General features: G+C 52.9%; 17 protein-coding genes. 11 read left to right on the forward strand and 6 right to left on the reverse strand.

Annotated features, from left to right (window positions below):
- Positions 1-162: 162 nt before the first annotated feature.
- Positions 163-1,899: an arginine--tRNA ligase gene (argS, locus tag ACJJIY_RS09485; RefSeq protein ID WP_444914585.1), complete on the reverse strand. Its 1,737-nt coding sequence runs from the start codon at positions 1,897-1,899 to the stop codon at positions 163-165.
- A gap of 142 nt (positions 1,900-2,041) precedes the next feature.
- On the opposite strand from argS, the gene sbcB reads away from it, so the two are divergent.
- The 4 genes from sbcB to ACJJIY_RS09505 all read left to right on the forward strand — a co-directional run bounded on the left by sbcB (position 2,042) and on the right by ACJJIY_RS09505 (position 7,054).
- The gene (sbcB, locus tag ACJJIY_RS09490; RefSeq protein ID WP_444914584.1) at positions 2,042-3,496 is read left to right on the forward strand and encodes an exodeoxyribonuclease I; all 1,455 of its coding nucleotides are present in this window, start codon (positions 2,042-2,044) and stop codon (positions 3,494-3,496) included.
- A 111-nt stretch (positions 3,497-3,607) separates the two neighbouring features.
- Positions 3,608-4,624 carry an aspartate carbamoyltransferase gene (locus tag ACJJIY_RS09495; protein WP_413664546.1) on the forward strand — a complete coding sequence of 339 codons (1,017 nt, stop codon included), beginning with the start codon at positions 3,608-3,610 and terminating at the stop codon, positions 4,622-4,624.
- 195 nt (positions 4,625-4,819) lie between these two features.
- Positions 4,820-6,226, forward strand: coding sequence for an NfeD family protein (locus ACJJIY_RS09500; RefSeq protein WP_444906262.1), 1,407 nt, complete (start codon positions 4,820-4,822; stop codon positions 6,224-6,226).
- Positions 6,227-6,289: 63 nt separating this feature from the next.
- A complete protein-coding gene (locus ACJJIY_RS09505) occupies positions 6,290-7,054 on the forward strand; it encodes a slipin family protein (protein WP_413664548.1) in 765 nt (254 codons plus the stop codon).
- 61 nt (positions 7,055-7,115) lie between these two features.
- Here ACJJIY_RS09505 and pgi read toward each other — a convergent pair whose 3' ends face one another.
- The 4 genes from pgi to nhaC all read right to left on the reverse strand — a co-directional run bounded on the left by pgi (position 7,116) and on the right by nhaC (position 12,253).
- Complete coding sequence (gene pgi / locus ACJJIY_RS09510) at positions 7,116-8,741, reverse strand: glucose-6-phosphate isomerase (RefSeq protein ID WP_445359477.1); 1,626 nt, start codon at positions 8,739-8,741, stop codon at positions 7,116-7,118.
- Between the two features lie 320 nt (positions 8,742-9,061).
- Positions 9,062-9,256 carry a hypothetical protein gene (locus ACJJIY_RS09515; protein WP_157533369.1) on the reverse strand — a complete coding sequence of 65 codons (195 nt, stop codon included), beginning with the start codon at positions 9,254-9,256 and terminating at the stop codon, positions 9,062-9,064.
- A 464-nt stretch (positions 9,257-9,720) separates the two neighbouring features.
- Positions 9,721-10,767 carry a DUF3549 family protein gene (locus ACJJIY_RS09520; protein ID WP_445359478.1) on the reverse strand — a complete coding sequence of 349 codons (1,047 nt, stop codon included), beginning with the start codon at positions 10,765-10,767 and terminating at the stop codon, positions 9,721-9,723.
- 19 nt (positions 10,768-10,786) lie between these two features.
- Positions 10,787-12,253: a Na+/H+ antiporter NhaC gene (gene nhaC / locus ACJJIY_RS09525; protein ID WP_445359659.1), complete on the reverse strand. Its 1,467-nt coding sequence runs from the start codon at positions 12,251-12,253 to the stop codon at positions 10,787-10,789.
- A 313-nt stretch (positions 12,254-12,566) separates the two neighbouring features.
- On the opposite strand from nhaC, the gene ACJJIY_RS09530 reads away from it, so the two are divergent.
- The 6 genes from ACJJIY_RS09530 to ACJJIY_RS09555 all read left to right on the forward strand — a co-directional run bounded on the left by ACJJIY_RS09530 (position 12,567) and on the right by ACJJIY_RS09555 (position 19,887).
- Positions 12,567-13,736, forward strand: coding sequence for a 1-acyl-sn-glycerol-3-phosphate acyltransferase (locus tag ACJJIY_RS09530; RefSeq protein ID WP_413664551.1), 1,170 nt, complete (start codon positions 12,567-12,569; stop codon positions 13,734-13,736).
- A 92-nt stretch (positions 13,737-13,828) separates the two neighbouring features.
- Positions 13,829-15,964 carry an ATP-dependent DNA helicase DinG gene (gene dinG / locus ACJJIY_RS09535; RefSeq protein WP_445359479.1) on the forward strand — a complete coding sequence of 712 codons (2,136 nt, stop codon included), beginning with the start codon at positions 13,829-13,831 and terminating at the stop codon, positions 15,962-15,964.
- Between the two features lie 91 nt (positions 15,965-16,055).
- Positions 16,056-16,379, forward strand: a complete 324-nt coding sequence (locus tag ACJJIY_RS09540) for a YqcC family protein (protein WP_282934088.1) — start codon at positions 16,056-16,058, stop codon at positions 16,377-16,379.
- A gap of 232 nt (positions 16,380-16,611) precedes the next feature.
- Positions 16,612-17,295, forward strand: a complete 684-nt coding sequence (locus ACJJIY_RS09545; protein WP_445359480.1) for an ATP-dependent zinc protease family protein — start codon at positions 16,612-16,614, stop codon at positions 17,293-17,295.
- 55 nt (positions 17,296-17,350) lie between these two features.
- Positions 17,351-18,883 carry an inactive transglutaminase family protein gene (locus tag ACJJIY_RS09550; protein WP_108731979.1) on the forward strand — a complete coding sequence of 511 codons (1,533 nt, stop codon included), beginning with the start codon at positions 17,351-17,353 and terminating at the stop codon, positions 18,881-18,883.
- Positions 18,884-18,891: 8 nt separating this feature from the next.
- Positions 18,892-19,887 (forward strand): alpha-L-glutamate ligase-like protein, encoded by a 996-nt coding sequence (locus ACJJIY_RS09555; RefSeq protein ID WP_445359481.1) that lies wholly within the window; start codon positions 18,892-18,894, stop codon positions 19,885-19,887.
- Positions 19,888-19,934: 47 nt separating this feature from the next.
- On the opposite strand, the gene ACJJIY_RS09560 is transcribed toward ACJJIY_RS09555, so the two are convergent.
- Positions 19,935-21,098 (reverse strand): acyl-CoA desaturase, encoded by a 1,164-nt coding sequence (locus ACJJIY_RS09560; protein ID WP_445359482.1) that lies wholly within the window; start codon positions 21,096-21,098, stop codon positions 19,935-19,937.
- Between the two features lie 483 nt (positions 21,099-21,581).
- Here ACJJIY_RS09560 and ACJJIY_RS09565 point away from each other — a divergent pair, with 483 nt between their 5' ends.
- Positions 21,582-23,621, forward strand: coding sequence for an ATP-binding protein (locus ACJJIY_RS09565; protein ID WP_445359483.1), 2,040 nt, complete (start codon positions 21,582-21,584; stop codon positions 23,619-23,621).
- Positions 23,622-23,629: the final 8 nt, after the last annotated feature.

The raw sequence follows: 23,629 nt of genomic DNA on the forward strand, positions 1-23,629 counted from the left end.
GGGTGATTTCCTTTTGTCAGGCTGGGGGGAAACGTGTGGCCTGAGTGGGATAAAAGATGGTGCAGGATGGTTGGGTAGGCCACAACTGAAGGCCGCCTACCCGGGTGCTGCCCGATTTGCCTATCTGAAAAGTTACAGAAGGTGATACCGGGCTGGAGCAATTTACATCTGCTCCATCACTTCAATGCCAAGCAGATCGAGGCCAGTAGCGATAGTGCTGGCCACTAGATTACATAATTGCAGGCGGCTGTGCTTCTGCTGTTCACTTACGCCTTCTTTCAATACTGGGCAGGCTTCGTAGAAGCTCATATAGGCGCTGGCCAGTTCGTACAAGTAGGTGCAGAGTACGTGCGGGAAGGTATCTTTGGCTACCTGGTCCAGTACTTCGCCAAATTGGCTTAGTTTAATTGCCAGGGCGCGTTCCTGTGGGCTTTCCAGTTGGATATCGCCCTTGAGCTCGCTCGGCTCAATACCGGCTTTGCGGAAAATACTGCGTACGCGGGTGTAAGCATACTGTAGGTAGGGGGCGGTATTGCCCTCAAAGCTCAGCATGGATTCCCAGCTGAAGATGTAATCGTTAGTGCGGGTCTTGCTTAGGTCCGCATATTTCACCGCGCCGATGCCCACCTTGCGCGCGATTTCTGCACAGGTTTTTGCATCCAGCTCGGGGTTTTTCTCAGCCACCAGTTTCTCTGCACGCTCTACTGCTTCATCCAGGAGGGCTGCCAGTTTTACGGTGCCGCCGGTGCGGGTTTTGAATGGTTTGCCATCGTCGCCCATCATGGTGCCAAAAGCGCAATGCTCTAGAGAAACCGACTCCGGCAGGAAGCTCGCTTTGCGCGAGGCGACAAAGGCCTGTTGTAGGTGCAGGGATTGGCGAGCATCAACAACATATAGGATACGGTCGGCACTGAGTTGGTTGGCGCGGTAGCGGATAGCGGCCAAGTCGGTGGTGGCATACAGATAGCCGCCGCCTTTCTTCTGGATAATCATCGGGCTGGGGTTGCCTTCCTTATCGGCCATCTCTTCCAGGAAAACAACGATCGCGCCCTGGTCTTCAACGGCGATTCCATTATCCAGCAGCTCTTTTACCAGCACCGGCAGATCATCGTTGTACTGGCTTTCAGCGTAAACGTCTTCCTGCTTGAGGGTGACATTCAGCTTGGAGTAGATTTCTTCACAGTGGCTGATAGAGATATCAATAAATTGCTTCCACAGTTTCAGGCACTGCTCATCTCCGCCTTGCAGTTTTACAACGTATTCACGGGCGCGATCGGCAAAGCCTTCTTCATCATCAAAGCGAACCTTGGCTTCGCGGTAGAAGACTTCCAGATCGGCCAGTGCCACTTCTGCATCACTGTCTGCCAGCTTGTCGGAAAGGTGTGCCAGCAACATACCGAATTGGGTGCCCCAGTCGCCCATATGATTTTGGCGAACTACCTTGTGGCCTTGGAACTCCAACAGGCGTGCCAGGGCATCACCGATAATGGTGGTGCGCAGGTGGCCTACGTGCATTTCTTTGGCCAGGTTGGGATGGGAATAGTCGATGACTACGGTCTTGGGCTCTTCAACCGAGGCGATATTCAGGCGCTTGTCGCCTTGGGCGGCCAATAGCTGCTGGCTCAGCCACTGTTCGCTCAAGTGAATATTCAAGAAACCGGGGCCTGCGATCTCGACCTTTTCGATCATATCGCCCTTATCCAGCTGCTCAAGGATCTTGCCAGCCAGCTCACGCGGGTTGGTGCCCATACGCTTGGCAGCGCCCATAGCGCCATTGGCCTGGTAGTCGCCAAATCCGGCTTTCTTCGCAGGTGCCACAATCGGGCCGCATTCTTCGGGGATACCGGCGGCGAGCATGGCGGCCTGGAATTTGTCGGTGAGGAGCTGACGAATATTCATAGAGTGAAGTGCTGTCTTAAATTCGTGGAAACGCCGAATTTTAATGGGCGGTGGCGGCTTTGCAACCAGCGTTGGCAAAGGAGTTGGTCTGGAGTGCTCGAAATCTCGACTTGGGTGTCCAGACGAGGAGGTTCTCGGTGGTATGATGCCGCCAAATTATGGAGGTACCGTGAGTTCTACCACACTTTATTGGCACGATTATGAAACCTGGGGTACAGACCCGGGTGCCGACAAGCCGGCGCAGTTTGCCGGTATCAGGACCGACGAAGAACTGAATATCGTCGGCGAGCCATTGATGATTTACTGTCGCCCTTCAGTGGATTGCCTGCCACAGCCTATGGCGAGCCTGGTGACTGGCATTAGCCCGCAGAAAGCCCTGGCCAATGGAGTGCCGGAAATAGAGTTTATCCAGCGCATCCTCGCCGAACTGGGTGCGCCGGGCACCTGTGGGGTGGGCTACAACAGCTTGCGTTTTGATGACGAGGTAACTCGCTACACCCTTTATCGTAATCTGCTCGATCCCTATGAGCGGGAATGGCGCTCCGGCAACAGCCGTTGGGACATTATTGACATGGTGCGCCTCACCTACGCCCTGCGCCCAGAGGGAATCCAGTGGCCCACCCGTGAGGACGGTGCGCCGTCCTTCCGCCTGGAAGAATTGACCGCTGCCAATGGGATCTCCCACGAGGGCGCCCACGATGCGCTGTCGGATGTGCACGCCACCATTGATATGGCGAGGCTGATCCGCAAACAGCAACCAAAGCTTTACGATTATGTGTTCCGCCTGCGTCGCAAGCAGGAGGCCGCCAAGATGATCGATATGCGCGAGCGCCGTCCGCTATTGCATATTTCCGGCAAGGTCTCTGCTAATCATGGTCACTTGACCTATGTGATGCCCTTGGCCAGTCACCCGGTTAACCGCAATGCGGTTATTGTTGCCAACCTGGCAATGGACCCCGAGCCATTACTCAGCCTGGATGCAGACACTCTGCGAGAGCGCCTGTACACCTCTCGCGACAAGCTGGGTGAGGGTGAGTTGCCGGTAGGGCTGAAACTGGTGCATTTGAACAAGTGCCCGGTATTGGCGCCTGCAAATATGCTGGATGACAAGCGCGCCACTGAGCTGGGTATCGATCGCACAACCTGTGAGGCGAACTGGCAGAAGCTCAAAGATATCGATTTGACAGAAAAGCTGCACAACGTATTCCTGGATCGGGAATTCCCTGAGAGAGATGTGGAAGCGGACCTTTACGGTGGATTCCTCAGCGACTCTGACCGCGATATCTGCCGTGAACTGCACCGTGGACTGGCGGCCCGAGGTCCGGAAGCTTTGGCGGGTGAAGTGCCTTTCACCGATAAGCGCCTACCCGAGCTGCTATTCCGTATGCGGGCGCGCAATTTCCCCGAGACGCTGTCTGAGGAAGAGCACCAGCGCTGGCAGATCTGGTGTTTCCAGCGCTTAACTGACGCTACTGCCGGGGCCTCAATCACCCTGGAAGATTACTTCCGCCAGCTGTCTGAGCTGCGGGTTCAGTACCCGGAGCGCATCTCCCTGATTACAGAGCTGGAGAACTGGGGCGATAGCTTACTTGCCTAATGTGTCGAATCACGTCAGCGGCCGTTCTTCCTCTGGGCTCTTTCCTGGTGCCCGAGTAGAATGCCGCTCGCGAATACCCGGCGCCCACAAGGCGCAACCACTGGAGTAACCATGGACTTTATCGGAGCCAATATACTGTCGGTCAGCCAATTTGAGCGCGCCGACATAGAGCGTGTATTTGATGTAGCTGACGCCATGACCCCCTATGCACAGCGTGAAAAGGTAACGCGTGTATTGGAAGGGGCGATTCTCGGCAATATGTTTATGGAGCCGAGCACTCGTACTCGCCTGAGTTTTGGAGCCGCCTTTAATCTGTTGGGCGGTACTGTACGTGAAACGGTAGGAATTACTGCCAGCGCTATGGCAAAGGGCGAATCCCTTTACGACACCGCCCGAGTGCTATCGGGCTATAGCGACGTGATTTGTATGCGCCACCCAAAAGAAGGGTCGGTGGCTGAGTTTGCTGAAGCGAGTCGTGTGCCGGTGGTCAACGGCGGCGACGGCGCCAATGAACACCCCACCCAGGCACTGTTGGACCTCTACACCATTCGCAAGGAACTGGCTGCGCACGGCCGCACCCTTGATGATTTTCGTATCGCCATGATCGGCGACCTCAAGCACGGCCGCACGGTGCACTCCCTGTGCAAACTGCTGTGTTTGTTTGGCAAGGTGCAGATTACCCTGGTTTCTCCACCGGAACTGGCGATGCCGGAAATGATTGTGGAGATGCTGCGCGGGGCGGGGCACGAGGTGACGGTTACCGATCAGCTTGAATCCTCTATCTCCCATGTGGATATTGTTTACTCCACCCGTATCCAGGAAGAGCGTTTCGCCTCTCAGGAAGAGGCCAACCGCTACCGTGGGCGCTTCCGCCTGAATAAGGCTATTTTTACCCGCCACGCAGAGCCTAACACGGTAATTATGCACCCCCTGCCACGGGATTCACGGGCAGAGGCGAACGAACTGGATACCGACCTGAATGAACATCCGAGCTTGGCGATTTTCCGCCAGACCGACAATGGCTTGCTGGTGCGTATGGCTCTGTTTGCCATGTTGCTGGGTGTTGAGAATCAGGTAGATAAATATTCCCGCGATGTGAACTGGTATAGCCGACGCAATCGGGTATAAAACTACTCAACTGGGCGTAAATCCCGGTGGAAATAAACAAGGCCCCGGCTAATTCTGTTAATCTGATGGAATTAGCCGGGGTTTTTTGTTTCCGGTTTAGGGTGTCGTGAATGCTAAAGTGATTTTGCTTTTTCGCTGTGGCACTCAATATCCAAATATTGGCGTTGAGCCAGATGTCGCATCAGGGATGGATGCATGTCGAAGCAGATTTCGCCCATTTTGTTCTTTCGCAGCCTGGTTTTCCTGGCGCTGCTGCTCAGCCTTTTTGTGTACAAAAGTGCCGCCCAGGAAGAGCCCTTTCCCCATGTAGCCATACTCAAAATTGATGGGGCCATAGGTCCCGCGACGACTGATTATTTCAAGCGGGCTACGCAGGAGGCTGTGGACCAGGGCGCAGAGTTGGTGATTCTGCATCTGGATACCCCTGGGGGGTTGGATGCGGCTTCGCGGGATATCATCCAACATATCCTTGCGTCTCCTATCCCTATTGCCACCTACGTTTACCCCTCCGGCGCGCGCGCTGCCAGTGCGGGAACTTATATTCTCTATGCCAGCCAGATCGCCGCTATGGCTCCTGCTACCACCTTGGGAGCGGCTACGCCAGTGCAGATTGGCGGACCTCAGGGCACACCTATGCCGGGAGGAAAGCAGGAGGAAGAGAAAAAAGAAAAGGCGGAAGACGGAGAGGATGAAGAAAAAGAAAAACCGCTTGCGGGAACGGCCATGGAGCGCAAAGTCGTTAATGACTCTGTCGCGTTTATCCGAGGGTTGGCACAGCGCCATGGGCGCAATGCAGACTGGGCGGAAAAAGCTGTACGCGAAGCAGCGACCCTGACAGCTCCGGAAGCGTTAAAAATGAATGTTATCGATATTGTTGCGGATAATGATGACGATTTATTGCGCCAGGTTGCCGGTCGAAAAGTATTACTCGATACCGGTGATTATACGATTCCGGAAAATATTGCCGAGTTGCAAAGTGAAAGTTACGAGCCGGATTGGCGCAATGAATTACTGGCCCTGATTACCAATCCTCAAGTGGCCTATATTTTGTTATTGGTGGGTATTTATGGGCTTATTTTTGAGGGTTATAGCCCCGGTGCTTTTGTTCCCGGGATTGTTGGTGTTATCTGCCTGCTTCTGGCATTTTATGCCTTGCAAGTTTTACCGATTAATTACGCTGGTCTTGCATTAATTATTGTTGGCGCATTGCTGATTGTGGCAGAGGTTTTCATGCCGAGTTTTGGTGCCCTGGGGATCGGCGGAATTGTTGCATTGGTGATTGGCTCTGTAATGCTTATTGATAGTGATGTGCCGGGAATGCAGGTTTCCAAACAGCTGATTGGGGCTATTGCCGGTGTAAGTGGTGTTTTTTTATTGATGTTGTTGACCGCTGTTGGACGCAGTTTACGCCAGCCGAAAGTCCCGGCAGACCAGGCTTTTGTGGGTCGCTCTGCGGTGGTAAGCGAAGTTAAGGACGCAGAGATCTTGGTGCATCTCGATGGAGAGATTTGGCAGGCGACCTGTAACCAGCCTCTGAAGGTGGGTCAGAAAGTTAGAGTAGTGGCCCAACACGGCATGGTTTTACGGGTAGAGGTGGAATAGGTAGGGCAATCAATTGAGCTAATGACAGCGCTCAACAGTTAAGGTGGGATTAAGGAGAGTCCAATGATGCTCAGTTATTTTTTTGGGATACTGGTAGTCGCACTCATACTGCTACTGATGTATGCCATTCGTATTTTGCGGGAGTATGAGCGCGCAGTGGTATTTTTCCTGGGGCGTTTCCAAACAGTGAAAGGGCCAGGACTGATTATAATCATTCCCATTGTTCAAACTATGGAGCGCGTGGATCTGCGCACTGTGGTGATGGACGTACCCACCCAGGATGTTATCAGCAGGGATAATGTCTCAGTAAAAGTCAACGCAGTGGTTTATTACCGGGTAATTAATCCACAGTCTGCAATTATTAATGTGGAATTTTATCACGAGGCTGTAAGCCAGTTAGCGCAAACTACATTGCGCTCGGTACTGGGTAAGCACGAGCTGGATGAGATGTTATGTGAGCGAGACAAGCTAAATGTAGATATCCAAAAAATACTCGATGAGCAAACAGATGCCTGGGGTGTAAAAGTTACTAATGTAGAGATTAAGCATATCGATCTTGATGAAAGTATGGTGCGGGCTATCGCACAGCAGGCAGAGGCGGAGCGCGCGCGGCGGGCTAAAGTTATACACGCAGAGGGGGAGGCGCAGGCGGCTTTAAAGCTGACTGAGGCAGCGAATCAATTATCGAAAAATGCCAACGCGATTACTTTGCGATATATGCAAACCATGATTGATATTGCCGGCGCAAATAACAGCTCTACAATTGTATTTCCGTTGCCACTGGATCTAATTGAGCCAATGCTGAAGCGGGGCTCTGCATCCAGTTAACGATGTCCTTAGCAAAGATCAAAAAAGGCCGCACTAATTAGTGCGGCCTTTTTTGTAGAGTTTAGAGCAGCTTTTTCATCAGGCTGCGGGTTGAACTATCCCAGTCATCCTGAGGAATTTCACCCTTGGCAGCCTTATGGATTTTTGAACTCAACTGCTTACCAAGTTCGACGCCCCACTGATCAAAGGGGTTGATCCCCAGCAGGCAGCCGCTAACGTAGACCTTGTGCTCGTACAGTGCCAGGAGCGAGCCCAGGTGGAAAGGATCTAACTTTTCCAGGATCAGGGTGTTGCTGGAGCGATTACCGGGGATTACTTTATGTGGGGCTAGGGCGTGGGCCTCACGATGAGTGTGACCAGCTTCTTCCAGCTCCTGGCGGGCCTCATGCAGGCTTTTGCCTCGCAGTAGCGCCTGGCTCTGGCTAATACAACAGGCCTGCAGCCAGCGGTGCTGTTCGAGGAGTTCAGACGTCGGTTCCTTGACTGCGATAAAGTCTGCTGGAATAAGGTCGGTTCCCTGGTGCAATAATTGGTGGAAAGAGTGTTGGCCATTCGTACCCTCACTGCCCCAGATAACGCTGCCACTGGGGTAGCCCAGCGCCTGCCCGTCCTTGTCGACACTTTTACCCAGGCTCTCCATATCCAGCTGCTGTAACCAGGCGGGGAATCGGGCCAGGCGCTGCGCGTAGGGCAGCACGACATGGCTGGTCGTATGCCAGCACTGGCGATACCAGAACTGGGTCAACGCCATCAGTACGGGTAGATTGGACTCCAGTGGAGTAGTGGCGAAGTGCTGGTCCATTGCATTGGCGCCTTGCAGAAGCTGTTCAAAAACTTCATAGCCGCAAGCAAGAACAATGGGCAGGCCGATAGCAGACCAGAGTGAGTAGCGACCACCCACCCAATCCCACATTGGGAAAATATTCTCAGGAGCAATTCCGAAATCCTGAGCAGCAGTAATATTACTGCTCACCGCAACAAAGTGTTTGGCCAACTGCGACTCATCGCAACCGGCAGATAACATCCAACGGCGTGCGGACAGCGCATTTTCACGGGTTTCCAAGGTGGAAAAGGACTTGGAAGCAATTACAAAAAGGGTTTCTTCCGCATCGATACCAGCCAAGGTGTCGCTAAGGTCTGCGCCATCGATATTTGCTACAAAGTGCACATCGATAGAGTCTTTGTGCCAAGGACTGAGGGCCTCTACCGCCATGCGCGGACCCAGGTCGGAACCGCCGATACCGATATTCACGATATGGCGGATCGGTTTATCTGAGAAGCTGCGCCAGCTATGGTTGTGCACCGATTCGGCAAACTGTTTCATTTGCTCGCGGCAATCTTTTACCGCCCGCTCTTGTTCAGTTTTCGGTTGCCCCTGAAATCGCAGTGCGGTGTGCAGGGCAGGGCGGTGTTCGGTATTGTTGACAATGGCCCCGTTCACTAGCGCAGTAATTTGGTTGTTCAGACCCTGCTCTTCTGCATATTCCAACAGCAACTTAAGGGTGTCTTCACGCAAGTGGTTCTTACTGTAATCCAGATAGATTCCGGCTGCGTCTGAGCTGAACTTATCTGTCCTTTGGGGATCCGTTGCAAACAGCTCTCTCAAGGACCACTTATGTTGGTCAAAATGGGACTTCAACCGTGAGATTGCCGCTACACGGCTTAAAGCCAGGGTTTCACTAGTCATGGTATTCGGTTTGTTCTCTTCTGAGCCTTTTTATTGCCACTTGGCTAAAACGTACACAAATCAAATTTTATTTATTATTTCTGGGCGGCAATGCTAACGGCATTTTCTTTGCCGGGCCAGCGCCGCGGGCATCACAGTCTATTACAGGGAATGTTTCGAGATAAGGAACTGTGTGGGGAAAGACAAATGCCGCTCGTTAGAGCGGCATTTTGTGGTGATCCATACTAAATAAGGCTTTGTAAATCGGGTGTCTGTCAGCGGTGATTTGGTCAAAACTTCATTTAGTATGAATCACCACGCTGTCGGGCAAGAAAAAGATTTTACTTGACCACCTTCATGCAGCGCACTCTGTCGGAAGCCATCCAGCAGTCGGCATCTGCAGGACAAGCCATGGATAGAGGAATCTGTTCAGCGCCGGGTGGGCAGTAAGCTGGAGGTGCCGGAGGGCTACAGCAACCTGCAAGAACCAGTGCACTGATAATTCCAATTAAGTACTTGGCTGGAGTGAAATTCATCCCCTAACTCCTTTCCGTTGATGTTAGCCATTAGCATAGCCAATAAAACGTCACCTGTTGGTCAGCTTTGTAAAATCTGTTCTACAAAGGTACCGCCTATTTGAGTGTAATAGGCGTTGGGTTTAAATGTCTGTCAATGATCAAGTTATGAAAAGAGGTGCGCCAATTTATTTTAAAAAACTACTTAAATAAGGGGTTTTTTAAAAAATGTGGTTTGTGCTGACCATTTTTTATGGTGAATTTCGGTTGTTTAATCTACGCGCTGAAACTGATCGCGCCAGTTTTGAGGCAGACTCTAAGAATTATTATTGTGGCTGACAATGCCGCTTGATGGATTGGGGAGTTTTTTTGCGATGCAAAGAAAATGGTTTCACGAGTAAGAGTTTTTTCTGTTAAAAATTCTCACTCGTGAAAGTAGCTTTAATGGGTGAGGGAGCACCAGCTGAGGCGTTATCTTTAGGCCTTCAGTGTGTCGGTTTGGGTCCGTGCAAAAAATTGCCAAAGGCTACTGCGAGACTTTCTTTTCTTGCCGGGTCACGGAGAGCACTCAATAGGGCGATCCGCACTTTCGGAATGAACATTAAATCGGAAAGCAGTAAGTTAAAAGTCTGCTGGTCAGCGGCATCGGCCAGCTTGCCAACCCACTGTGCGGCCAATTCTTGTCCTTCCAAATCTTGGACGCAGCGACTGCCTATTGCGGCCAGGACTTCTTTATTCCGGTTGCTGGCATCTTCAGCCAAAAGTGACTGTATAAATGCCTGTCGCAATCCTGTGGCTGGTGAGTGAGAGATACCCCTGATAGCAGCAGCGGCCACCGAGATATCCGGCGTGTTTGCGGTCAGTTCTTGCTCTGCTCGCTCAATAATGGCTGCTGCAAGACGGTGGTCGACCGGCTGGTTTTCCAGGCAATGGCAAATGTTAATAAAAACCGGAGCCGCGACTTTTCCAATCTGGCGCATTAGCAAAGTGCTTTCTTTTTCCCAGCGCACGGCCAAGTCGGCAATCCCTTGCAGCGCAAGGTTGTCCCAGCGGTGATTTTCCGGGTCGCCAAAATAGCGCAGGACAGGCTCGTAATGTTCGCTGGGCTGGCGGCCCAGCAGAAGCGCTGTTTGGGAGTGAAATGCTGCCTGCCGCTCAGTTGATGGGGTAAACAGCAAGCCACTTTGCTGCAGCAGCTGGTCCAGCTGCGCAGCAGATTCAGAAGCGGGTCCCTGCTTGAGTTCCTGTGCCAGAGCGCGAAGTAATCCATCTCGGGCTTGAAGTTGCAGCTTGCCCTGCTCGTCCAGCGGAAAGCGCAGGAACCAGACGATGGGTTCACCGCCTTCGGCTGGTTGCAGCAGCAGGCCCGTCCAAGCCTGGCGCAAGTATGGGTGTGGCCAGGGAGCCAGACCTGCTTCGAAGGATGCCGCAGTGGATTTCGAAACCGACTGCAAGCGCCGGCCCAGATCGAACCAGCGCAATTTGAAGCCAGCCTGCTCGATCAGGGCGCTTAGGGTACCGCTTTCACTCATAGGGGTTTTGTCTATTTCCTTAAGATGCCGTAGCCGCTACAGAAATGGGCTTCTGTTTAAAGTGCAACCAGCCATAGGCGATCGCCAGCAGAGGGCAGATAATATTGAATAGGGCAAAGGGTAAATACTCCCAGGTAGCAATACCCAGCGTTGCCGCCATAAAGGCACCACAAGTATTCCAGGGAATCAGCACAGAGGTGATGGTGCCGGAATCCTCGAGGGTGCGAGACAAGTTAAGCCCGTGTAGGCCCTTTTCCTTGAAGGCTTCGCGGAACATACGGCCCGGAATAATAATCGCCATGTACTGATCGCCTGCGGCCAGGTTCATTCCAAAGCAGGTGAATACGGTGGCAGTTACCAGGCCGCCCACTGTTTTAACCAGCGACAAAACCCCCTGGACGATGACCTGTAGGAATCCGGCCCGCTCCATAGCGCCGCCGAAGGCCATGGCGGAAGTGATCAGCCATACGGTGTTGAGCATGCTGCTCATACCGCCTTTGGATAGCAATGCAGCCACGTTCTCGTTGGTGGAAGTGGACTTATAGCCGTCGAACAGACTGTACCAGGCCCCCTTCAGGGGAGCCAGTGCGCCTTCACCGCCACCGAGGCGACGGGCGGCTTCCGGTTCGAAAATCAGTGCGATGGCACAGCCAACCAGGGAGCCAATGATCAATGTTGGGAAAGCGGGGACTTTGCGCCAAGCCATTGCTAGCAATAAAACTAAAGGCAGCAGGCTAACCAGGGAGATTTTGAACTCGCTCCCAAGGGCGGTGAGCAATGATTCGATATCAGTTGCGGAGGCAGAACTGGCTTCAGAGGTAAAACCCAGGAAAGCGAAAACCGCCAGGGCGATCGCGAAGGCCGGGATCGCTGTGGACATCATATGGCGAATATGCTGGAACAGATCATTGGATGTTACCGCTGCGGCCACGTTGGTAGTGTCAGATAGCGGAGACATCTTATCGCCGAAGTAGGCGCCAGAGATTACGGCTCCGGCAGTGACCTCAAGGGATAGGCCCAGAGCGCCGGCAATTCCCATCAGTGCCACACCTAAGGTGCCCGCTGTGGTCCAGCTGGAGCCAATACTCAGTCCTACTACGGCACAAATAATACAGCTGGCGGCGTAGAACCACTGTGGCGATAGAATCTGCACGCCGTAATAAATCATTGAAGGCACTGTGCCGGCCAGGATCCAGCTACCGATAAGTGCACCTACAGACAGTAGGATCAGAATAGCGCCAAATACCAGGCCAATGCCATGGAGCATCCCACCTTCCATGTCGTTCCAGCTGTGTCCGTTCTTCATCCCCATTAGGGCCACAACGCAGGCACAGAGCAGTAGCGCTATTTGATTGGGACCGTAGGAGGAGTCTGCACCGTAGAAATATACGGATAGTGACAACAGGGCGACGAGAATCCCGAGAGGGATCAGGGCGTCCGTTAAGCTGGGAGCGCGCGGCTCTGAGCTGGGGTTGGATTGAGACAAGGTGAACTCCTGCTTGACTGCGTGGCTAGCGCCGTATTCGTTATCGTTGTTTTGCCGTCGGCGGCGGTTAATAGCCTTATTCTCATAGCTTGGGGCGGTGAAGTCCACTTTGTATCATCGCACCATCGCTGTATTTTGGCGTTGACCTGGTCATCGAAACCGGATTTATCACTGCGGTCAACTATCTGGTCGGGTCCAGTGCTGGCAGTTCGTCGACGCTTCCGGTATGTTCTGCGCCCAGTAGTCCCGGCTGATCCAGCCGCAAAATAAATAAGTGCGGGCCGTCTGAGGCAGGCCCGACAGGTAGTATTTCATGAGAGCAAGTGAGTTAGACCCCTCTCAATTCGAGGATATGCGCCCCTATCGCGATGATGAAGTGCGCGAGGTTATCAAAAGGCTAATTGCCGACCCGGAAATGTCCCACGCAGCGGCGCATTTCCTTGTCCCCAAACTGGCTCAGCTGGAGGGCGCCGTCGCCTGGTTGGTACGTCAGTTTCTGCGCTTTGAACTCCGCAATGTTCGCAATGTGCGGGATCTTCAAGAGATTGTCGGCAAATATATGGAGAAGGTGATCAAGCGCACCACCTCCGGCCTGAGCATTTCTGGTCTGGACACCCTGCCCAGGGATCGCGCCTGCCTGTTTGTCAGCAATCACCGCGACATCGCTATGGACCCGGCGCTGATGATTCAGGCGATGTTCCGCGAAGGGCATGAGACCTCCCGCATTGCGATTGGAGACAACCTGCTCAGCAAGCAGTTTGCCAGCGACCTGATGAAGTTGAACAAGTGCTTCACCGTGGTGCGCAGTTCTGGCAGTCGTCGGGAAAAGCTGCAGGCAGCAACCCAGTTGTCCAATTACATCTATCACTCCATCGTCAACGATAACGAGCATGTGTGGATCGCACAGCGTTCCGGGCGCGCCAAAGATGGCCTGGATCGCACCAATCCAGCACTTTGCGCCATGTTCGCCATGACTAAGGACCGGGAAACGCCCTTTGCCGATTTTTGGCGCAAGTTGCACATTGTTCCGGTGTCTATTTCCTACGAATGGGACCCCTGTGATGCACAGAAGGCCAAGGAAATTTACGTTACCGAGCACAAGGACGAGTACAAGAAGGGTAAAAACGAGGACTTGGCCTCGATTGGTAAGGGCATTGTCGGTCACAAAGGCCGTGTACATGCCGCCTTCGGCACGCCGATTGAAGGTGATTTTAACGATGTAAACAGCCTGGCTGAAGAAATAGATCGCCAAGTTATCGGCAACTACACATTGCATCCATCCAATATGATTGCCTACGAGATGGTTTACGGTGAGGTTCCGCAATTACCGGTGGGATATCCGGCTAAAGCCTGGGACCCCGCTGCACATAAAGAAGAGCGGGAGAAGTTTGAAGCGCGCATGGCTCGGGTCGATGAGCGCTGGCGCGACAAGGCTATTCAGGCCTACGCCAATCCCGTGGTATCTCGCCTCGCCTATGAGTAAGGCCCGCTGAGTTCAGAAGCTGGTGGGGAGAGGGCGCTTAGTGGATAATAGCGCCCCCTGCGCCAGCCACTTAGCGAATAGACCTCACCCCCGTGCTCAACGAAAAACACAAAAGCGCCATTCAGGGCGCCTATAGCCAATTCCTGTCCGGTCGAGGGCTGAAAGCCCGCTACGGGCAGAAGCTGATGGTAGCCGCCATTGCCCGATCCCTGGGTTCCATCACCCAGAATACCAGTGGTGAGCGCGATAGCGACAAGACTGATGGCGAGCATATCTGTGTAGTTGAAGCGGGTACGGGTACCGGTAAAACTGTTGCTTACCTTCTCGCCTCTATCCCCCTGGCCCAGGCCCAGGACAAGACCCTGGTGATATCCACCGCCACGGTGGCCCTGCAGGAACAGATTATCCACAAGGACCTGCCAGAAGTTGCTCGTCACAGCGGGCTCAAATTTGAGTTTGCCCTGGCGAAGGGCCGTGGCCGCTATCTCTGCCTATCCAAGTTGGACCAACTCTTGTCCAGCTTTTCTGCCTCCGGCACCGGCCTTTCCCTTGGTCTCTATGAAGATGAACTCCCGCAGGTGGAAGCGGAGAGTGTCGCTCTCTACCAGAAGATGACGGATAGCCTGACATCGGGTACCTGGGATGGCGATCGGGATAACTGGCCGGATACGATCGAGACGGATGATTGGAGTCGGGTTACCACTGACCACCGCCAGTGCAGTGGCCGCCGCTGCCCTCATGTCACCAATTGCAGCTTCTTCCGAGCGCGAGAGAGCCTGGGCAAGACACAGGTGATCGTTGCTAACCACGACCTGTTGCTGGCGGACCTGGCCCTGGGTGGTGGCGCGATTCTTCCGCCCCCGGAAGAGACTATCTATGTACTTGATGAAGCCCACCATCTACCGGAAAAGGCTCTCAATCATTTCTCTCACCACAGTCGCGTAGGGGCTTCCACCGGTTGGTTGGATCAAACCAATAAGGCCCTGGGGCAGATGCTGGGTGAGATTGGTGACGGCGCCCAGATCGACCGCTGCGGCGAGCAGCTGCCGGCGGTTCTCACCTCTGCCAAGCAGGGGTTGGAGCAGATGTGGCCGCTGATTGAAGAGCTGTGTGAATTTGAAGATGAGCGGGGCAATACCATCCGCCATCGTTTTGAAGGTGGGGTAATCCCCGATTCCATGTCGCAGCTGGCGGAAAAGCTGCGGGAAGACTTTGATGAGTTGGAAAGCCTGCTCAGCAAGATGTTGCAGACCGCCCAACGCATGATGGAGGACGGCCACTCGCCGGTACCCCTGGCAGATCTGGAGCGCTGGTACCCCCAGTTGGGCAGTTGGCATGGGCGCGCTGAGGCCAATCTTCTGTTGTGGGCGAATTACGCCCGTGCCGATGCTGATGGCGCATTGCCCCAGGCGCGCTGGGTCACCCTGGTGGACTGGGGCGGCTCCACAGATTTTGAGGTTTGCAGCTCACCGATACTCGCAGGCAAAACCCTGGAGTACAGCTTGTGGCGCCGCTGTTACGGAGCGGTACTGACTTCGGCCACACTCACAGCTTTGGGGAAATTTGATCGTTTGCAAATGCGTGCCGGCACTCCGGACAATGCCAGCTATCAGGTGGTGCCGAGTCCTTTTGACTTTTCCCGTGCAACACTGCAAGTGCCCCCGGAAGCTGTGGATGCGGGCAATGCAGAGCAACACACAGACGCCATTATCGATGCATTGCCAGACCTGCTGAAAGGGGAGGGTGGCGCTCTGGTGCTGTTTTCCTCCCGGCGCCAGATGGAGACGGTTTACGAGGCGCTCCCTGGTACCTGGCGCAACCGAATTCTGATGCAGGGGCAGCAATCCCGCCAGCAGTTGCTGGATAGCCACCGTGAGATTATCGATGGCGGTGGCAGCAGTATCCTGTTCGGGCTTGCAAGTTTTGCCGAGGGATTGGACTTGCCTGGTGACTACTGCCGCCACGTGGTTATTGCAAAACTGCCTTTCGCGGTGCCCGATGATCCGATTGAGGCGGCGCTGGCGGAGTGGATTGAAGCTAAGGGCGGCAATCCGTTTATGCAAATCACAGTGCCGGATGCAGCCCTAAAATTGGTGCAGGCCTGCGGGCGCTTACTGCGGGCAGAAGGGGACAGCGGCACAGTCACTTTGCTGGATCGCCGGGTGGTTACCCGTCGCTATGGTCAGGCAATACTCAATTCACTGCCGCCCTTTAATCGAAAAATTTAGAAAATCTTTAGTCGTATTTGCGCTGTTACTCAGATTGGGCAGGTGGCTATTGCGTATTATCACGGCTGTAAATGTGAAGGTTCTATGAGTTATGCAACCTATTTATTCTGAAATCGCTGATCAGCTCCTGTTCCTTGAATCTGAACTGCGCAGCCTGCAGGTTTGGCAGGATAATGCGCCACCCGCAGAAGCCCTGGCCAGCACCGAGCCATTTTGTGTGGATACATTGACCTTGCCCCAGTGGCTTCAATTTATTTTTTTGCCGCGTATGCAGGTCCTGATTGAAGGGGAGATGCCCCTACCGGGCCAGTGTGGTATTGCTCCGGTTGCCGAAGAGTTCTTCAAGGGGCGGGATGATGCTGCGGCACTGCTGGCTATTTTGGAAACTATCGACCAGCGCCTGCAGCAGGGCTAACCAGCTTCTGATTCCCTGAGCCCAGTACTCTCAATCACTCTGGGCGGCATGTCACATTGTTAGTGTTGAGTCCCGCGACTCGGCGGACATCGCTGTGCAGTGGCCGCGCTCATGAGCTAATATCGACCTTTTGCCTGAGGCGGGGAGCAATTTCTCCTTCAGATAAGCGAACACCGCGCGTTTGTAGCGGTCCGAATGGCATTGCTAATGGGGCTTGAGGTAATTGGTCGGTATGCAGAGATTTTCCCTTCTGTGGTTAATGTTGACGCTTTCGGTGCTCGCCGGTTGTGAGTCACTGATGTATCCGGGGCGGGACAGGGCCGCTCAACCAGCGGAAGTTGCACCACCGGTAGAATCACCAGATTCTGCAATGCAGTGCCCAGAGCCTGCGGAAGTGATTTGTGCGGAACCGGAAGTGAAGGTTGTTGAGCGGGTAATCGAACGAACTGTAGAAAAAGTAGTCGAAGTGCCCGTTGCCAAAGATAAGTTGGTTTTGGGATCGGTAGAAGAAGTGGCCATAGAGCCTCCCGGCCTGATCCTGGAATCCGTTGTCGATACAGGTTCACCCACTTCCACACTGCGGGTCAGGAGGCTGACTCCGTTCGAGCGGGATGGCAGGGACTGGATCAGGTTCCAGATTGTTCAGTCGAGCAAAATGGACCCGGTCTCGGTAGAGCTGCCGATAAAACGCCATGTTCGAGTGGAGCGCCTGGGCTTTGATAATCAGCGCAGGCCGGTAGTGGAGCTTAACCTGACTGTTGGGCGTATAACCCACCAAGTCGAAGTTAACCTGACCGATGAGGGCGGCTCTGATTTATTGATGCTGCTGGGACGCAACTTCCTCAAAGATGCCGCTGTTGTCGATGTGAGCCGGCGCAATGTCCAGGGCCAACCCCAAATAGACGGGGTTAAATAGGCCAGTTATCCAATTGGGTTCCTAATTGGGACCTCAGAGTTACGGGGAATGGCGAATGTCGCCGCGTGTCCAAGTTTATGTAATTGCGGCGTTACTCGCATTGGTAGGAGCAGGCCTGACCGCCTATAAAAACCTTGAGTTGGGTTTTCCGCTGTTGCCGGGTGAGTACCGCACCGTGTGGACTATCGAAGCAAAAGTGGGTTTCGATGCCGATGGCGGTCCGGTAAAGGCCGCACTGACCCTCCCGCGCGAACAGCGCAATATGGAAATACTGGGGGAGACCTTCAGTTCCTCCGGTTTTGGTTTCTATATCGCGAGAGAAGATGATGCCTATCGGGCCATTTGGTCTCGCCGGGCCGCAAGAGGCCCCCAATCTCTCTTCTATCAGCTGGATGTCTACCAGCGTCCCGGTGCTGCGCTGGCGCAGCCTCTGGATCTGAGCACTGAGATACAAAAACCCTTCCTGGGGGCCCGTGAGCAAGAAGCGGTACGCTTGGCGATTTACTCCCTGGTTGAACAGGCCCGTGAGCGCTCTTCCGATGTGGAATCTCTAACTACCCAGTTACTATTCGAATTGAATGACGATGAAAATCAGGATCGCAACCTGATCTTCCGCCATTACGCCGATCGCTCTTTTGTGGATGTTGCCTTGCTTGTACTGGCCACAGCCGATATCCCCGCCCACCGTATTCGCGGCCTCTACCTGGAGGATGATCGACGTCGACTATCTCCAGAAGATCTGCTTGAGGTCTATGATGGCAAGCGTTGGATCGTGTTTGAACCCAGCAGTGGCCAGCCTGGTGTGCCGGAGAATTTCTTTATTTGGCAGCGCGGTGGCAAGAGTCTTTTGGATCTTGAGGGCGGTCGTAACTCCCAAGTGACTTTCTCTGTGATTGCCAATGATGTCCCAGCTCGCGATGTCTCTATGCGCAGCACCAAGGATGAGAAAGATGCGCTGGTGGATTTCTCGATCTACAGTTTGCCCATTGAGCAGCAGAGTATTTTCAAGCTGATCCTGCTGGTGCCTGTGGGGGCCCTGGTGGTGGTGCTGCTGCGTGTATTTGTGGGCCTGCGTACTTCCGGTACCTTTATGCCGGTACTTCTGGCAATTGCCTTTATCGAAACTCAGTTGATTACCGGTTTAGCGATTTTTACTTTGATCCTGATCCTCGGCCTTTGGGTGAGGTTCTATCTCAGTAGGCTCAATTTGCTATTGGTGTCGAGGATCGCCGCCGTCGTGGTGACGGTGGTGATAATAATGGGGGCAATCAGTGTGGTCAGCTATAAGCTGGGCATTGAGCAGGCCCTCACCGTGACATTCTTCCCGATGATTATCCTTGCCTGGACTATCGAGCGTATGTCGATTGTGTGGGAGGAGGATGGTCCCTATGAAGTGGTGGTGCAGTCCGGAGGTAGCTTATTAGTGGCGATACTGGCTTGGTGGGTAATGACCAACCGCTATATTGAGCATTGGACGTTCAACTTCCCCGAGTTACTGTTGGTATTGCTGGCCTTTATTCTGGTGGTGGGCAACTATACCGGATATCGACTCAGTGAGTTGATGCGTTTCCGTCCGCTGGTTCGCTAGGGGGCGTTATGCTGCAGTTTTCAGTTAAGCATATCTTCAATAAAGTTCGCGGCGGAGTGGTATCTCCGCTGACCCTGCGCCGCATGGGGGTGTTGGGAATGAACGCACGTAATATTGACTATATTGCGCGCTATAACGACCGTAAAAAATATCCCATCGTCGACGACAAGCTAAACACTAAGCGCGCGGCTAAAAAAGCGGGAATTCCTGTGCCCGAGTTGATCGAGGCATTTGAAAGCCCTGCCAGCCGCAAGCGAGTTATGGAGGTGATTGACCCTCTATGGCAGTTTGTAATCAAGCCGGCACGGGGCTCAGGTGGTAAAGGTATTCTCGTTATTGCCGGTCGTAATGGCGACAAATATAAAAAGATATCCGGTGCTGAAATTGATGCGCTGGATATCTTGAGGCACGTGAGCAATATTCACAGCGGCCTCTACAGTCTCGGTGGCAAACCCGACAGGGTGATGGTGGAGGCCCTGGTGGACTTTGACCCGGTCTTCGATCGCTACTCTGTTGAGGGTGTGCCTGATGTGCGGGTTATTGTTTTTCGCGGTTATCCGGTGATGGCCATGCTGCGCTGCTCAACCCACGCCTCAGATGGTAAAGCCAATTTGCACCAGGGCGCTGTAGGTGTAGGTATTGACCTGGCCACGGGTAAAAGTTGTCATGCGGTAATGCGCGGGTTGCGAATTGACCAGCACCCGGACACTGAAGTGCCTTTCGATGCATTGCAGGTGCCAGGTTGGTACGAGCTGGTCCGCTTGGCGGCAAGCTGTTACGAAATGACTGGGCTGGGTTATTTAGGCTGTGACATTGTCCTGGATCGTGAACGTGGCCCGCTCTTACTTGAGGCCAATGCGCGCCCGGGATTGGCAATCCAAATTGCCAACGGTGTTGGCTTACGTGAACGTTTGGGCTTTATCGAAAAATTTGATGAAGAAATGTTCAGGAAAAATGTGGATGAACGGGTGGCATTTTCCATGCGCAAATTTGCCTCCGGCTGATGATTATGAGGGGATCGCCGGGTTCCTCAATTTTAAATGGCATTTGGTTATGGCGCGACAAGAGTTATCATTTTCCGGCTATGCTCCATTAGTGCTTGTATTCGTTCACTCTGCATTTTTAAGCGGTACGCAATCTCATTCGTTTTGGTTTGTATTTTGGCTTGCTCCCACTTGCTTGGCTCTCTTTCGCCTCTAGCTTTACCTTTTTGAAGTTGTAGTTTTTCCCACTCTGCTAAAGTGTTGGCAAACTGCTTCTCCTCATTCCTCAGTACTTCTTTAAAGCTCTTGTCGACTAGCCGGTTTTTCTGAATATGACGTGCTTTTTTGAATTGCAATTCAAGTTTGGCTCTCTCAATTTTCACAGGGGAAACTACTTTGAGGTTTCGGGTAATGCCTGCCAGGCTAAGCGCCTTAATGACCCACTTGACTGGATCGTATTGAAACCAGTGAATGCCACTTCGGTAGTCAATTTGAAAGGCGTGGTGGAAATTGTGGTAGCCCTCACCAAAAACCAAAAGGTTAACAGCGCCATTGTCACAGGCAGAAATATCATCCCGGTAGGGCTTGCGACCAAATTTGTGGACGAGCGAATTCACCATAAAGGTAGTGTGATGACAGAAGAATATACGGAGTGCCCCTGCGAGTAAGAACATGCCGACAAGATCACCGGCGATAATTCCAAGCAGTGATGGAATACCAAGGTTCATAGCAACAGTTATGGGAAGGTAATTGTTGTGTTGCCACATCACGATTTTATCTCGTTGTAAATCCCTTACGTTATTAAAGTTTTGATGGCTAGTGGGGTACTCCCGCAACATCCACTCGATATGGGAAAACCATAGCCCTCTCTTGGCGGAGTAGGGGTCGCGATCATTGTCATCGATAAATCGGTGGTGGTGGCGATGGTGATCACACCACTTCAATATTGTGTCTTGCAATGCTGCGGCACCGAACAGTGCAAAGAAAATTCGCAGGGACCAGTGGGCCTCATAGCTCTTGTGAGACCAGAGACGGTGATATCCGGCAGCGATTGAAAAGCTACAGAGTGCACCCATTGCGGCGAATGCGAGCCACTGATACCAGTGATAACCAAAAATAAAGCCATATAGGGGTACAACAATAATTGCCAACAAACCTGTTATGGCAAATAGCAACGTGGGAGGCCAGAAGCGTTTTCTTTTGACAGTAGAGTTTATCGAGGTTGTGTTCATAGTGTGGTCCTCGGGTTTATGTATGCCCGGGAGAAATAAATCTTACCGGCCATATTCTGCGGTCCCGATTTTTCTCAGACCTGATAGCGATTTTTCCCCTAGTGTCTTTGCTGAGAATGCATTGTTTTGGTGCGGCGACCATATTTTGAGGTTCGCAATGGTTCGTAAATTTGCTGTGACACAATGGATGAAGGGTGATGCCGGTTAAAAACACCGTTTTTAAAGTTGGCATAAGGGTTGCATTAGTGATTGTGCGGGACAACGGACCCGCATTTCGGGAGAGTTTCTTAGGGTTATGGCAAACCATTAACACTGGGTGACTTCCCGTTTTCTCTCATCATCGCTGATTACGGCCCCGCATTGCGGGGCCTTTTTTTTGCCCGCACTTTGCGCAAAGCTAATAATGCTTTAGTTTAGGGTCTCCCGAGGCGTTCCCAAATTTCAGGGCCCCGGGGGAGAGGCTCTCTTTTATGGCAAGGATGCATGAGCCAGGTAACTAATGAGCTAATTTCGATAGTCGAGCCCTGTGTGTCAGAGTCACTAACCCCAAATCCGTCCAGCGCAGTGTTCCAGTTGGCAACCAGCGATGAGCTTTCCTCTTTGGATGCATCGCGCCTGCCTCGTCATAACGCCTGTTTGCAAGATTTGTTTTTAGATTCAGATTGTGGATTGTGGGAGTGGCATCCGGATTCCGGTGCCCAGCGTGCTCAGGGTGAAATTTGGCTCCTGTTTGCAGAAACTGCAGAACTTGCTTTGGCTTACCTTTGGACGGGTGATGAATTGCGTTCGGTTCATTCTGATGAGCGGGATCGAATTATCACTGTGCGACGTCGTCTTACTAACAAAGGTGGACACTTCGATACTACTTTTCGGGCCTACGACAGTCTCGGTCAGTTGCGCTGGTTACGATTGCGGGGACGCGCAATAAACCTCGAGGATGACAGTGGGTTTGTTGTGATTGGAAGTTGCGCTGACTTCACTGAAACCTTGGCCCAGCGCTACCTATCCAACCTGCCTGGCGAGCGCCCCTTACAAACACTGTCTGGAGTTGGCGATGGTTTATGGGAGTGGGATCTACGCGCAGATGAAATGGTACTTGATGATGCCTGCTGGGGGATTCTGGGTTACGAAGTGAGCCCGATACGCAGTATCGGTATTTCAGCCGCGGAGCAGTGGAAGGCTCGAATTTTAGCGGAGGACTTCCCTCGGGTTGAGCAGTCCATGCGGGATCATGTGCGCGAGGGGTTACCGCTCGATGTGGAATTTCGCATCTGGCGTTCGGATAGCAGTGTGGTTTGGGTTCGCTGCCGCGGCAAGGCCCAATTAAATAGTCGCGGTCAGCCCGTGCGGGTGTTGGGAGTTTTACAAGACGTCAGCCGCAGCCGGGAAAGACTTTCGCAAATGGAGCGGGAGCTGGAGTTGCAGAGGGAGGAAAATGCGCATCGGGCAGATTTATTATTTAGCCTGAGCCATGAATTACGCACGCCACTTAATGCAATTTTAGGTTACAGCCAAATTGTCGAATTAGATCAGAGTCTCAACGCAGACCAGCGTCAGCGCTTATCAGAAATTCGTCGAGCGGGGCAGCATTTATTGCATTTGGTTGGCGATGTATTGGAGCTGGCCAGAATCGACAGTAGGCGTTTGGGCCCCTCGATGGAATTAATTCGTCCGGCCGATTTGGTTGCAGAATGTAAACGTTTACTTGAGCCCCTGGCTGAGACCCGTCGCGTAAGTTTGATGTTTGAGCCTCTCGGCTGGGAATCCGCTTATATTTGTGCGGACCCAGTGCGCTATAAGCAAGTTGTATTGAACCTGGCGGGCAACGCGGTGAAATACAATCGTGAAAATGGCCGTGTCATCATTAATTTTACGCCGCAGGCCGATGGCTGGTTGAGGCTGAATATTTTGGATACCGGTAAGGGGATTGCAGTAGAGAGACGCAAAGAAGTTTTTGAGCCCTTTAACCGTCTGGGGGAGGAAAAAGGGCATATCGAGGGTACGGGTGTCGGTCTTGCAATTGCCAAGCGTTTGGCGGAAGCGATGGGGGGGCGGATCGATTTTGACAGTCAGGAAGGGCAGGGGTCAGTATTTTGGGTTGAATTTCCAATGGTTGATGCTGCGGAGTCTTTCCTGTCATTTGCAAGTTCTGTTGATGCCCCGTCAACATTACCCGACTGTATATTGCTGCTAGTGGATAACCGCCCTGAAAGTGTGGCTCGGGTGGAAAAACTTTTGCAGGGGGCGCCGCAAGTACAGCTTTCTGTGGCCGCAGATGTTGTTGAGGCCATATTTATGGCGCGTACCCAAGCACCGGATGTGGTGTTGTTTCACAATACCTTACCGGGAATGTCGGTTGGGGATTTGGTAAGTATCCTCAAGCAGGATCAAGTCACTCAAAAAACCTGTTTGGTGGTTATGGGAGGAGAGGCTTCCTCGGGGGTGACAACCGCTTTGCCGGATAACTTTGATCGACCGCAGCTTGCGCGAGTTTTGATGGAGTGTTTGACGGGGAAGAGGTGAGCTGGACT

This window comes from Microbulbifer maximicatervae (SeqCode), assembly GCF_052468155.1.

What these genes read in the sequence shown, in the direction of transcription:
- ACJJIY_RS09540 (WP_282934088.1), top strand. Translation starts at nt 16,056, where the DNA reads ATGCAACCTATTTATTCTGAAATCGCTGATCAGCTCCTGTTCCTTGAA.
- ACJJIY_RS09495 (WP_413664546.1), top strand. Translation starts at nt 3,608, where the DNA reads ATGGACTTTATCGGAGCCAATATACTGTCGGTCAGCCAATTTGAGCGC.
- ACJJIY_RS09560 (WP_445359482.1), bottom strand. Translation starts at nt 21,098, where the DNA reads ATGAACACAACCTCGATAAACTCTACTGTCAAAAGAAAACGCTTCTGG.
- ACJJIY_RS09545 (WP_445359480.1), top strand. Translation starts at nt 16,612, where the DNA reads ATGCAGAGATTTTCCCTTCTGTGGTTAATGTTGACGCTTTCGGTGCTC.
- ACJJIY_RS09500 (WP_444906262.1), top strand. Translation starts at nt 4,820, where the DNA reads ATGTCGAAGCAGATTTCGCCCATTTTGTTCTTTCGCAGCCTGGTTTTC.
- pgi (WP_445359477.1), bottom strand. Translation starts at nt 8,741, where the DNA reads ATGACTAGTGAAACCCTGGCTTTAAGCCGTGTAGCGGCAATCTCACGG.
- ACJJIY_RS09515 (WP_157533369.1), bottom strand. Translation starts at nt 9,256, where the DNA reads ATGAATTTCACTCCAGCCAAGTACTTAATTGGAATTATCAGTGCACTG.
- ACJJIY_RS09520 (WP_445359478.1), bottom strand. Translation starts at nt 10,767, where the DNA reads ATGAGTGAAAGCGGTACCCTAAGCGCCCTGATCGAGCAGGCTGGCTTC.
- argS (WP_444914585.1), bottom strand. Translation starts at nt 1,899, where the DNA reads ATGAATATTCGTCAGCTCCTCACCGACAAATTCCAGGCCGCCATGCTC.
- ACJJIY_RS09530 (WP_413664551.1), top strand. Translation starts at nt 12,567, where the DNA reads ATGAGAGCAAGTGAGTTAGACCCCTCTCAATTCGAGGATATGCGCCCC.
- ACJJIY_RS09550 (WP_108731979.1), top strand. Translation starts at nt 17,351, where the DNA reads ATGTCGCCGCGTGTCCAAGTTTATGTAATTGCGGCGTTACTCGCATTG.
- ACJJIY_RS09505 (WP_413664548.1), top strand. Translation starts at nt 6,290, where the DNA reads ATGATGCTCAGTTATTTTTTTGGGATACTGGTAGTCGCACTCATACTG.
- sbcB (WP_444914584.1), top strand. Translation starts at nt 2,042, where the DNA reads ATGATGCCGCCAAATTATGGAGGTACCGTGAGTTCTACCACACTTTAT.
- ACJJIY_RS09565 (WP_445359483.1), top strand. Translation starts at nt 21,582, where the DNA reads ATGAGCCAGGTAACTAATGAGCTAATTTCGATAGTCGAGCCCTGTGTG.
- ACJJIY_RS09555 (WP_445359481.1), top strand. Translation starts at nt 18,892, where the DNA reads ATGCTGCAGTTTTCAGTTAAGCATATCTTCAATAAAGTTCGCGGCGGA.